The organism is Amycolatopsis sp. NPDC059021 (assembly GCF_042739895.1).
Classification (GTDB): Bacteria; Actinomycetota; Actinomycetes; order Mycobacteriales; family Pseudonocardiaceae; genus Amycolatopsis.
On the sequence record NZ_JBHYIQ010000020.1, the window covers coordinates 114,041 to 125,265 of the forward strand.

An 11,225-nucleotide genomic window follows, 5' to 3' on the forward strand; every position below is an offset into this window, starting at 1 on the left:
GGTGTGGGTGACGTCGAGGCGCAACGCCACGACGTCACCGCCGAGTTCGGCCGCGGTCTTCTCGGCGCGGACGTCGTCGAGATCGCCGAGCACCACCCTGGCGCCGAGCCCGGCGGCCGCGGCGGCGGTGGCCGCCCCGATCCCCTGCGCGCCGCCGGTGACGACGACGACCTTCCCGGTGAGCGAACGCGGCTGCCTGGCCATGGCGGCTCCTCTTCGTCTCCGATGACTCCGAGCTGTTGGCGTACTGCCAACTATGGTGCGCCCGCGCCGCCGTTCGCGCTACCCCACGCGCTGCTCGAACACCTGCCCGATCCACCCGTCGACGTTGAAGCGCACGGTCGGTTTGAAGCCCTGACCCTCGTAGTACTCCTGCAACTGACCGTCACCACCTGCCCAGCAGTCGACGCGGACGAGGTCGATACCCCGGCGCCCCGCCTCGTCCAGCGCGTACTCGAGCAGCCTCGCGCCGACGCCATGCCCGGTGAACCGCCGAGACGTGATCAACAGCCCGATGTAGATCTCCCGTTCCCCGGCCTTCGGCACGTGCACCGGACATTCCTCGGTGACGATCAGCGCGCCCACTGGCTCGCCGCCGACCTCAGCGATCCGCAGGCCCGGGTCGGCCGCCATTCCCCGCACGCGCTCGACCCGCTTCGGGATCGCCGACCACGGCTCGGTCCCCCACTGCCCAGAACTACCCCGCGTGACCAGCCAGGCGACGGCGTCGTCGAAGAAGCCCAGCAGCGTGTCCGCGTCCCCAGAATCACCCGAACGGATGACGATTTGCTCCATGTCTCCTGTTTACCGGACCGAGCGGATCGGCGTGCCGGGTTCGGGCCCCCGGATGGCAACGGCCGTCCCTCCTTCGACGGAAAACCGGTCTTGAGGTCGCCGTCCGGCGAGGGCCCGACTAGGAAGTTGATCAAGGACTCGGTCAGGGTGCCGCGCTACGGCCCGCCGGGTTGCCACTCTCGCTCACCTTTCTCCAATGTTGGAGGTCGATTCCGCATGCCCGCACGCAGTTCCAGCTCGTCCACCACGCCTCGCGGCCCCGCCGGGGTCGGCAAACTGCTGTTTTTCAGCCGCTGGCTGCAGGTGCCGTTGTACCTCGGGCTGATCATCGCGCAGCTGGTGTACGTGTGGCGATTCCTGGTCGAGACCTGGCACCTGGTGGTCCAGGCGTTCACCGGTGTCGCCGACGGCGCCGCGCACTCCGGCGCCGCGGGCGGCGCGCCCTTCACCGAGGGCGACGTGATGCTCGCGGTCCTGCAGCTGGTGGACATCGTGATGATCTCCAACCTGCTGATCATGGTGATCGTCGGCGGCTACGAGACGTTCGTCTCCCGCATCCGGCTGGGTGGGCATCCCGACGAGCCGGAATGGCTTTCCCACGTCAACGCCAACGTGCTCAAGACCAAGCTGGCCACCGCCATCGTCGGCATCTCGTCGGTCCACCTGCTCCGCACCTTCATCCAGCCGACCCGGGTCGCGACCGGGCAGGTCGACTGGCAGACCGTGATGTGGCAGGCAATCCTGCACTCGATTTTCGTGCTTTCGGCGATCGGCCTCGCCGCCATCGACCGGATCATGACCAAAACCGAAGCCGGCAAACATCTCCAGGCCGCCGAGTTGGTGCCCGCCCAGCGCGCCCACGACGAGCACGCCTCCCCTGGCACCGACAACCACGTTCCCGCCAAGCCCGCCTAAGCCCGCTGGGCTGGTGTTCGGCGCGGGTGTGTCCGCGTCCGGGCCGGCGACCGGTCCGGACGCGGACGTGTTCGGAACGACCTGGGGCTACGTGATGGGCACCAGTTCGTAGCCGACGCTCGACTGCGACCCGTCCCGCGCGGTGACCGCGGCGATGCCGACGATGTGCCCGGCGTCGTTGATTCCGGTGGCCTCGGCCAGCCGCACGTTCGGAGTCGGCGCGATCAGCGTGTTGAGTTCGGTCGCGTGACCGTTGCGGTAGAGGAAGCCGTTGCCACTGCCCACCAGGTCGAGAGGCGGGATGACCCCGTCCTCGCCGACGACGTCGCCGTGGCTGTTGATGGCGCTGGCCCGCGCGGCGTTCCGGCCGGTACCCGGCACATCGAGGTCGATCGCCTTGCCGCCCTGGTACAGCACCGCATGGGGCAGGGTGGGCGGGGCGCCGGGCGGCAGGGCATCGCCCACCGCCTGGCCGGCGGTGTTGATGGCCAGCGCTTCGGCGGACGAGCCGCCGTTGAGCGTGCCGAGTGAGCTGATCTTCCCGTCGACCCACTCCGCGGCGGCCTTGCTGCCGTCGGCCTGCGCGGCGTCGCCGACCACCACCCCGTTGCCGTTGACGGCGAGCGCCTCACCGGTCTTGCCGCCGGGGAACAGGGGAAGATTGGTCACCGTCGAGCCCTGTTCGGACCACGGGGTGCCCGCGATACCGCCCTGGGTGCCCACGATCTGCTGTTTGTTGTTGATGCCGAGCGCCTCGGCCGTCCCGGCGGGATTCACGCCGAGGTCGGTCCCGGTGCCACCGGGACCCGGCCAGAGGACCGGCCGGGGCACCTCTGCCACGCCGCCGGGGAAGACCACGACTTTCCCGTACCGCCCGACCACCATGCCCTGGTCGTTGATGGACAGCGCCCTGGTTTCCTCACGCAGGTTGGAACCGCTGCCGGGCGCGTTGAGGAAGACCGGAGTCTTCGAGCCCGCCTTGAGGATGAAACCTTTCTCCCGCCCTTGGGACGACGGGTCGGTGCCGAGACCGATGATGTCGCCGCGCGCGTTGATCCCGCGATATTCCAGCGTGGTCGCGGAACCGAGCACGAGTCTGTACTGCGGCGCCGGGGCCGCCTCCGCACCGGGTGCGGACACACCCATCACCCCGGCCATCGCGCCCGCGGCCACCATGGCCGCCGGTAAGCGCTTGCGCATGAAACCCTCCTTCGCGTGACGCCAGAAACGTCATCACGCAATACGCGCCGCGGTTACGCGTCCAAATTCCGTCGCCCCGTCCCCGCCACGCGTGATTGTGTTGCGACATGCCCACGCTCACCGTCACCAACGGGGAAGTACCCCTGCACGTCATCGATCACGGCGGCACGGGAAGGCCGATCGTGCTCCTGCACGGCGGTGATCGGTCCAGTGAGGACTGGACCGAGGTCGCCGCGCGGCTGAGCGCGCTCGGGTACCGCCCGGTCGCCGTCGATCTCCGCGGGCACGGCCGGACTCCCGCGGCGGCCTGGTCGTGGGAGCTGGTGCTGTCCGACGTCGCCGCGGTCGCCGACGCCCTCGCCCTCGTTCGGCCGGCCGTCGTCGGGCACTCGCTCGGCGGCATGATCGCCGCGCTCTGGGCCGCGGAGCATCCCGACTGCCCGCTCGCGGTCAACCTCGACGGGCACGGCAATCCCATTCATCCCAGCCAGTACGCGGGACTCGCCCCCGAACGGGAAGCCCAGGAGCATGCCGCGCTACGGGCAGCACTCGAAGACATGGGCACGAGACTCGACGACTACCTCAGGACAGTCGTGCACGCCTTCGAGAACCTCGACCGGTTCGCGGCCTACCGCCGCGCGAGTGGCCCGCTGGTGGTCACCCGGTCGACCCGTTCGATGGCGGATCTGCTGCCCGAGGCGGTGCAGGAAACCTGGCGCGCGCACGAACGCTGGCTGGGCGAACGGCTCGCCGCGCTGGCGGCCGACGGCGCGATGGAACTCATCGCGACGCCGACCGGCCACGACGTCCATCTCGAAGATCCCACGCTCGTCACGAAGATCGTCCACGAACGTCTCTGACCGCAGTACGTCAAGGCCACCTTACGGGCGTCTGACGCCCGTAAGGTGGCCTTGACGGCATTTCAAGCGCGGGCTCAGGCGACGCCGAGGTGGCGCGAGATCAGCATCTTCTGCACCTCGCTGGTGCCCTCGCCGACCTCGAGGATCTTGGCGTCCCGGTAGAAACGGCCCACCGGGAACTCGTTCATGAAGCCGTAGCCGCCGAAGATCTGCGTGGCGTCCCGCGAGTTGTCCATCGCCGCGTTCGACGCGACGAGCTTCGCGATCGACGCCTCCTTCTTGAACGGCTCGCCGCGCAGCATCTTCGACGCCGCCTGGTAGTAGGCCAGCCGGGCGGTGTGCGTGCGGACCTCCATGTCGGCGATCTTGAACTGGATCGCCTGGTACTCCCCGATCCGCTTGCCGAAGGCGACACGATCCTTGACGTACTTGAGGCATTCGTCGACACAGCCCTGTGCCAGCCCGACGCTCAGCGCGGCGATGGCCACCCTGCCCTCGTCCAAAATGGACAAGAACTGCGCGTATCCCCGGCCGCGTTCGCCCACCAGGTTTTCGGCAGGCACTCGTACGTCCGAAAAGGACAGTTCGTGGGTGTCGGAGCAGTTCCAGCCGACCTTCGAGTACTTGGGCGCGACCTCGAATCCCGGAGTTCCCGAGGGCACGATGATCGCGGAGATCTCCTTGCGCCCGTTCTCCATCACGTCGGTGACCGCGGTGACGGTGACCAGCTTCGTGATGTCGGTGCCGGAGTTGGTGATGAACGCCTTGCTGCCGTTGATGATCCACTCGTCGCCGTCGAGCTTGGCGCGCGTCCGGGTCGCTCCCGCGTCGGAGCCGCCGCCGGGTTCGGTCAGCCCGAAACCGCCCAGCGCCTCGCCCGCGCACAGCGAGGGCAGCCACTTCTCCTTCTGTTCCTGGCTGCCGAAGCGATAGATCGGCATCGCGCCCAGCGACACCCCGGCCTCCAGGGTGATGGCGACCGAGGAGTCCACGCGCGCCAGCTCCTCCAGCGCGAGGCACAGCGCGAAGTAGTCGCCGCCCATCCCGCCGAACTCCTCGGGGAACGGGAGCCCGAACAAGCCCATTTCGCCCATCTTCGCGACGAGCTCGTAGGGGAATTCCTCGCGCTCGTACAGTTCGCCGATCACCGGAGCGACCTCGGCGTGCGCGAAGTCTTCGACGGTCTTGCGCAGCGACTCGTACTCTTCGTCCAGGCGGAAGTCGATCACGATTTCTCCTCGTGGGGTGTCACGACGGCAAGGGTTTCGTCCAGCGCGACCTGTTGGCCGACGCGGACGGAAAGTTCGCTGACCACGCCGTCGATCGGCGCGGTGACGGTGTGCTCCATCTTCATGGCCTCGACGACGAGCAGCGGTGTTCCGGCGCTGACGACGTCGCCCGCGGCCACCTTGACGACCAGCACCGTGCCCGGCATCGGACTGGTGACCGGCCCGGCACCGGCGGCTTCACCGCGGGCGAGAAGGATGTTTTCCTGTTCCCCGAAGGCGAAGCCGTGTCCGTCCCTGGCCAGCCAGACCGTCCTGTTCGGACCGCAGGCCTGCCGGTAGCGGTGGAAACCGCTGGGGTGCCGCACTTCCAGCACGTCACCGTCCCGCCGGGCGGAGACCCGCACCGGCTCGCCGTCCCCGACGGTGACCGTCGCGTCGGCGGGCGTGCCCACGACCTTCACCACGGCTTGTTCGGTGCCGGCCTTGAGCCGGAAGGTCACCCCGCCCGAACCACCGATGCGCCAGCCGTTCGGGACGTCCCAGGGGTCCACAATGGACCCGCTCGGCTGCAGTTCCAGCAGCCGGTCCAGTGCCGCGGCGACGAAGAACTCCTCCGGCACCTCGGAAGAGACCAGAGTGGACAGACGCCGGTCGACAAGCTCGGTGTCGAGCTTTCCTTCCCGCACATCGGGATCGGCCAGCAATCCACGCAGGAACGCCACGTTGGTGCCGACGCCGAGCAGCGCGGTGTCGGCGAGCGCGAGGTCGAGCCGGTGCAGCGCGGCCGCGCGGTCCGGGCCGTGGGCGATGACCTTGGCCAGCATCGGGTCGTAGTTCGAGCCGATCACCGCGCCTTCGGACATCCACGAGTCGACGCGGACTCCGTCGCCCGAGGGTTCGTGCACGGCCAGCACGGTTCCGCCGGTCGGGATGAAGCCACGCGCGGGATCTTCCGCGTAAACCCGGGCTTCGACCGCGTGCCCGGTGAGCCGGACGTCGTCCTGCGCAAGGGTGAGCGGCTCCCCCGCCGCGACACGGACCTGCCATTCAACCAGGTCCAGCCCGGTGACCAGCTCGGTGACCGGGTGCTCGACCTGCAGGCGGGTGTTCATCTCCATGAAGAAGTATTCGCCGGGGTCGTGCGCGGACATGATGAACTCGACGGTCCCCGCGCCGACATAACCGACCGACCGCGCGGCTTCGACCGCGGACGCGCCCATCTTCGCGCGCGTCGCCTCGTCCAGCAGAGCCGAAGGCGCTTCCTCGATGATCTTCTGGTGGCGCCGCTGCAGACTGCACTCGCGTTCGCCGAGGTGGATCACGTTGCCGTGCTTGTCGGCGAGCACCTGGATCTCGATGTGCCGCGGCGTGGTGACGAACCGCTCCAGCAGCAACGTGTCGTCACCGAACGAACCCTTGGCCTCACGGCGCGCGGACTCGACCGCGGCGTCCAGTTCGGACGGTTCGGTCACCAGCCGCATGCCCTTGCCGCCGCCACCGGCGGACGGCTTGAGCAGCAACGGGTACCCGACCCCGGCCGCCGCCTCGGCGAAGCCACCGGCCGGAATGTCCACATCGGACGCGCCGGGCACGACGGGGACGCCCGCCTTCGACACCGTCGCCTTGGCGCGGATCTTGTCGCCCATCGCGTCGATCGCGCCGACCGGCGGGCCGATGAAGACCAGCCCCGCTTCCTCGCAGGCCCGCGCGAACCCGGCGTTCTCCGCCAGGAAGCCGTAACCCGGGTGCACGGCCTGCGCGCCGGTGTCCCGCGCGGCCTGGACGATCGCCGGAATCGACAAATAGCTTTTCGCCGCCTCGGCGGGCCCGATACGGACCGCCGTGTGCGCCTCCCGGACGTGCCGAGCGTTCGCGTCGGCGTCGCTGTAGACCGCGACCGAGCGGATGCCCAGATCACGCAGGGTCCGGATGACGCGGACCGCGATCTCACCCCGGTTGGCGACCAGCACCGTGTCGAACATGCTCACATCCTGAAGACGCCGTAGTTGACCTCGGACAAAGGCGCGTTCGCCGCCGCAGACAGCGCGAGCCCGACCACCGTGCGGGTGTCCGCCGGGTCGATCACGCCGTCATCCCACAGCCGCGCCGTCGAGTAGTACGGACTGCCCTGCGCCTCGTACTGTTCACGGATCGGGTCCTTGAAGGCCTCTTCGTCCTCTGTGGACCATTCGCCACCACGTGATTCGATGGCGTCGCGGCGAACCGTCGACAGCACCGACGCCGCTTGCTCGCCGCCCATCACCGAGATCCGCGCGTTCGGCCACATCCACAGGAAACGCGGCGAATACGCCCGTCCGCACATCGAGTAGTTGCCCGCGCCGAACGAGCCACCGATGATCACGGTCAGCTTGGGCACGCGGGCACACGCGACGGCGGTGACCATCTTCGCGCCGTGCTTGGCGATACCGCCCGCCTCGTACGCGCGGCCGACCATGAACCCGGTGATGTTCTGCAGGAACAGCAACGGGATCGAGCGCTTGTCGCACAGCTCGATGAAATGCGCGCCCTTCATCGCCGACTCGGCGAACAGCACGCCGTTGTTCGCGACGATGCCGACGGGGTGACCGTGGATCCGGGCGAACCCGGTGACCAAAGTGGACCCGTATTCCTTCTTGAACTCGCCGAACCGGCTGCCGTCGACGATCCGCGCGATCACCTCGCGGACGTCGTAAGGCACGCGCGGATCGGTCGGCACGACGCCGTACAACTCGGCCGGGTCGACGGCGGGTTCCTCGACCGGGGTCACGTCCCACGGCCGCGGCGTCCGCGGGCCGAGAGTCGACACGATCGAGCGAACTATGCGCAGCGCGTGCGCGTCGTCGTCGGCGAGGTGGTCGGTGACGCCGGACTGACGCGCGTGGACGTCACCGCCGCCGAGCTCCTCCGCCGTGACGACCTCGCCGGTCGCGGCCTTCACCAGCGGCGGGCCGCCGAGGAAGATCGTGCCCTGATTGCGCACGATGACCGCTTCGTCGCTCATGGCCGGGACGTACGCGCCGCCGGCGGTGCACGAACCGAGGACCGCGGCGATCTGCGGGATCCCGCGGCCGGACATCGTCGCCTGGTTGTAGAAGATCCGGCCGAAGTGCTCACGATCCGGGAAGACCTCGTCCTGCCGCGGCAGGAACGCGCCGCCGGAATCCACCAGGTAGACGCACGGCAGGTTGTTGTGCAGCGCGACTTCCTGGGCACGCAGATGCTTCTTGACCGTCATCGGGTAGTAGGTGCCGCCCTTGACCGTCGCGTCGTTGGCGACGATCACGCACTCGCGGCCGGACACCCGGCCGATGCCGGTGATGATGCCCGCCGACGGCGCCTCGTCGTCGTACATCCCGGTGGCCGCGAGCGGGGACAGCTCAAGGAAGGGTGAACCCGGGTCGAGCAGGGTGTCGACCCGGTCGCGCGGCAGCAGTTTGCCGCGTTCGACGTGGCGGGTACGCGCTTTCTCGGGGCCGCCGAGCCGCGCGGCGTCCAGGCGCTTGCGCAGGTCCTCCACGAGTTCGGCGTGCGAGGTGGCGCTGCGGGCGTACGTTTCACTCCGTGGATCGGCGGAGCTGTTCAGTACCGGCGTGTCCATGACTCCCTCGTCGTCCCCCGGACGCAGACAGGTTAGCAGTCGTTAACTCCTCTCGGATGTTAACGACTACTAACCCGTTCTGTCCAGCGACGAGGAACAGGATCAGCCGATCTTGGCCTTCAGTGCCGCGTAGTAGCCACTCGACTGCCCGGTCGCCGTCGGGTGGTAGGACTCCGTCACCGGCCAGGTCAGGCTGTGCAGCCACCAGTCGGACGAGCAGATCTCGTGCCCGCTGAACGGCGAGCGCATGTCGATGAACGTGGCCCCGGCGGCCGAAGCACGCTGGGAGATCGTCGATGCGAGAGCGTCCGAACCGGAGTTGATCGCCGAGCGCTTCGTGTCGGACAGGCCGACGTTGCACGAGCCCGGCACCTTGTACATGTGCGGGTAGCCGAGCACGACGAGCTTCGCGTTCGGCGCCTTCTGCTTGATGGTGCTGTAGACCTTGTCGAGCAGGCCGGGCAACGTGCCGTTGACGTAGGTCTTCGCCTGGTTCACCCGGTTGACGCAGGTCTGGTCGTCGTTGAGCGTGCAGGTCTTGATCACGTCGGTGAATCCGGCGTCGTTGCCGCCGACGGACACGGTGACCAGGGTGGTCCCCGAGGTCACCGAAGCCGCCTGGTTGACGACGTCGCCCGTGCGAGCCCCAGAACAGGCGACGAAGGTGAGCTTGGTGCCCGAATGGGCGTTGGTCCAGAGTTGCGGGTAGGCGTTGGAACTGCGCATGCAGTCGCCGGAGTCGCCGTAATCTCCGGCACCGACGCCGGAGGAGTACGAGTCGCCGAGCGCTGCGTAGGTGGTCGCCTGGATCGCGTTCGCGGTCCCGGCGAGGCCGAACGTGGTGAGAGCGGCGACGGCCACGGCCGTACACCAGCGGATGAGGGGACGGGTCATAGTCACTCCTTCGTGACAGCCTGACATGAAGGAAGCATTACAGGTGGGTACTCCACGAGGAACCCCTAGAAAACCGCGTAACCGCATGGCCTACTCAGGAAGTCGTGGTCACTTGTTAGCGGTTGTTAACATGACCAGATGGCGGCGAACCCCACCCCACTCGCGAACGGCGCGAAGGCGAACAGGCGCGAACAGATCATGGCCGCGGCCGCCGAGCTGTTCGCGCACCACGGTTTCCACGGTGTCGGCATCGACGACATCGGCGCCGCCGTCGGGATCTCCGGGCCCGCCCTGTACCGGCATTTCCGCAGCAAGGACTCGATCCTCGGCGAGATGCTCAATTCGATCAGCCGTTACCTGCTCGACGGCGGCAGCGCGCGGGCCGGCCTCGGTGACCCGAAGAACGTGCTGGCCGAGCTGGTGCGCTTCCACGTCGACTTCGCGTTGCAGCATCCGGCGTTGATCACGGTGCAGGAACGCAACCTGGCGAATCTCACCGACAGTGACCGCAAGCAGGTACGCGCACTGCAGCGGCAGTACGTCGAGGTGTGGGTCCGCGCGATCCGGGACACGGTGCCCGGCCTGAGCGAACGCCGGGCCCGGTCGGCGGCACACGCCGTGTTCGGGCTGATCAATTCGACCCCGTACAACCGCCATCTCGGTGACGAGGAGCTGGCCGAGCTGCTGTGCCGCCTCGCGCTCGGTGCGTTGCGCGCGGCCGAGTGAGGGGCACGCCACCGGCCCGTGTTCCGGGTATCCCCACGATCACCGATGCTGGTGTTTGATAGGGGCTGTGGACCCGGACAGGAGCGAGGACGAGCGGCGGCTCGTCGAGAAAGCGCAGCGCGCGCTCGTCGCGATCAGCCTCGGTGAGGACGCCGAGGCGCTGGACCAGGTCGCGCCCACGTCGGCCGAGCCGCAGGCCCGCTCGGACGAGACGAAAGCGCTGATGCTGCTGCTTTTCGGCGAGTGCAGCGCGATGGTGTCGACGCTCGGGGACGGCGGCAGCGCACCGGTGAAGGTGCAGGTGTTCGACGAGGCGGGCGAGGAGGTCTCGATCGACCAGGCCGACCCGCCCGTGCGGACGGCCGTGCGGACGCTGCTGGCCGAGGTGCACGGCAACACGGCGGCCGCGCAGGAGCAGGTCGAGATCGCGCTGGCCAACGCGGCCCCGGACGAGGTCGACTCGCTCGTGCTGCAGGCCCTGCGCTGGACGATCCGGCTTTCCGTCGAATGCCTGGACCGCGATCTCCCGGTGGCCCCCTGGATCTCCGACGCCGTGGCGGGCTGACCCCGCCTTCCCTTACCCACCAGGGCCTTGCCGCGCTCCCGGCCACGGCTGCCCTGCTCTGGGTATCCCCCACCCTCCCGGGGGACGACCCCGCAACCAGTCTACCGCCGAGGCACGACAAAACCGGCGTGATCGCCGCGGCGGGCGGGAATTGTCCACATGTGCTCCCTGACTGTGGACAACCCCGGAAATCGGTGGCCTGCCTGGGGCTTGGAGCGGTGCGAAGGGCAGGGGGCCGCGCGGGGTGTGTCCCGAACGACGCGTTGAGGACGTTGATCGTCTCGAACGCGTCGTTCGAGACACCGGTGCGCCTCGGATGTGCTGAAGGACGCCTTCAGCGCGCTCACCGCACCGAGGGACGCCCTTGTCGCACTCCGCAGCACTCGAGTGCGACACAAGTCCGTGGGGGCCTCCTTGAGGGACCCAGGGTCCCTCAAGAGGCC

Annotated in this window: 11 protein-coding genes; 4 read left to right on the forward strand and 7 right to left on the reverse strand. The window is 68.6% G+C overall.

Going from position 1 to position 11,225, the window contains the following annotated elements; genetic code table 11:
* The coding region (locus tag ACFWX1_RS14930) for an SDR family NAD(P)-dependent oxidoreductase (RefSeq protein WP_378387489.1) at window positions 1-204 on the reverse strand (204 nt) is incomplete at its 3' end.
* Window positions 205-282: 78 nt separating this feature from the next.
* Window positions 283-795: a GNAT family N-acetyltransferase gene (locus ACFWX1_RS14935; protein ID WP_378387491.1), complete on the reverse strand. Its 513-nt coding sequence runs from the start codon at window positions 793-795 to the stop codon at window positions 283-285.
* A 216-nt stretch (window positions 796-1,011) separates the two neighbouring features.
* Between ACFWX1_RS14935 and ACFWX1_RS14940 the strand changes: the two genes are divergently transcribed.
* The gene (locus ACFWX1_RS14940) at window positions 1,012-1,710 is read left to right on the forward strand and encodes a YqhA family protein (protein WP_378387493.1); all 699 of its coding nucleotides are present in this window, start codon (window positions 1,012-1,014) and stop codon (window positions 1,708-1,710) included.
* A gap of 87 nt (window positions 1,711-1,797) precedes the next feature.
* On the opposite strand, the gene ACFWX1_RS14945 is transcribed toward ACFWX1_RS14940, so the two are convergent.
* Complete coding sequence (locus ACFWX1_RS14945) at window positions 1,798-2,910, reverse strand: hypothetical protein (protein WP_378387495.1); 1,113 nt, start codon at window positions 2,908-2,910, stop codon at window positions 1,798-1,800.
* A gap of 107 nt (window positions 2,911-3,017) precedes the next feature.
* Between ACFWX1_RS14945 and ACFWX1_RS14950 the strand changes: the two genes are divergently transcribed.
* Window positions 3,018-3,770 carry an alpha/beta fold hydrolase gene (locus ACFWX1_RS14950; protein WP_378387497.1) on the forward strand — a complete coding sequence of 251 codons (753 nt, stop codon included), beginning with the start codon at window positions 3,018-3,020 and terminating at the stop codon, window positions 3,768-3,770.
* Window positions 3,771-3,844: 74 nt separating this feature from the next.
* Here ACFWX1_RS14950 and ACFWX1_RS14955 read toward each other — a convergent pair whose 3' ends face one another.
* The 4 genes from ACFWX1_RS14955 to ACFWX1_RS14970 all read right to left on the reverse strand — a co-directional run bounded on the left by ACFWX1_RS14955 (window position 3,845) and on the right by ACFWX1_RS14970 (window position 9,491).
* Window positions 3,845-4,999 (reverse strand): acyl-CoA dehydrogenase family protein, encoded by a 1,155-nt coding sequence (locus ACFWX1_RS14955; protein ID WP_378387499.1) that lies wholly within the window; start codon window positions 4,997-4,999, stop codon window positions 3,845-3,847.
* Window positions 4,996-6,981: a biotin carboxylase N-terminal domain-containing protein gene (locus ACFWX1_RS14960; protein ID WP_378387501.1), complete on the reverse strand. Its 1,986-nt coding sequence runs from the start codon at window positions 6,979-6,981 to the stop codon at window positions 4,996-4,998. The genes ACFWX1_RS14955 and ACFWX1_RS14960 overlap by 4 nt, the downstream gene beginning before the upstream one ends.
* Window positions 6,982-6,983: 2 nt before the next feature.
* Entirely contained in the window at window positions 6,984-8,597 is a 1,614-nt protein-coding gene (locus ACFWX1_RS14965) for a carboxyl transferase domain-containing protein (protein WP_378387503.1), read from the reverse strand.
* Window positions 8,598-8,699: 102 nt separating this feature from the next.
* Window positions 8,700-9,491 carry an SGNH/GDSL hydrolase family protein gene (locus ACFWX1_RS14970; protein WP_378387505.1) on the reverse strand — a complete coding sequence of 264 codons (792 nt, stop codon included), beginning with the start codon at window positions 9,489-9,491 and terminating at the stop codon, window positions 8,700-8,702.
* Between the two features lie 138 nt (window positions 9,492-9,629).
* Between ACFWX1_RS14970 and ACFWX1_RS14975 the strand changes: the two genes are divergently transcribed.
* Entirely contained in the window at window positions 9,630-10,217 is a 588-nt protein-coding gene (locus ACFWX1_RS14975) for a TetR/AcrR family transcriptional regulator (RefSeq protein ID WP_378387507.1), read from the forward strand.
* Between the two features lie 67 nt (window positions 10,218-10,284).
* Window positions 10,285-10,782 (forward strand): hypothetical protein, encoded by a 498-nt coding sequence (locus ACFWX1_RS14980; protein ID WP_378323068.1) that lies wholly within the window; start codon window positions 10,285-10,287, stop codon window positions 10,780-10,782.
* Window positions 10,783-11,225: the final 443 nt, after the last annotated feature.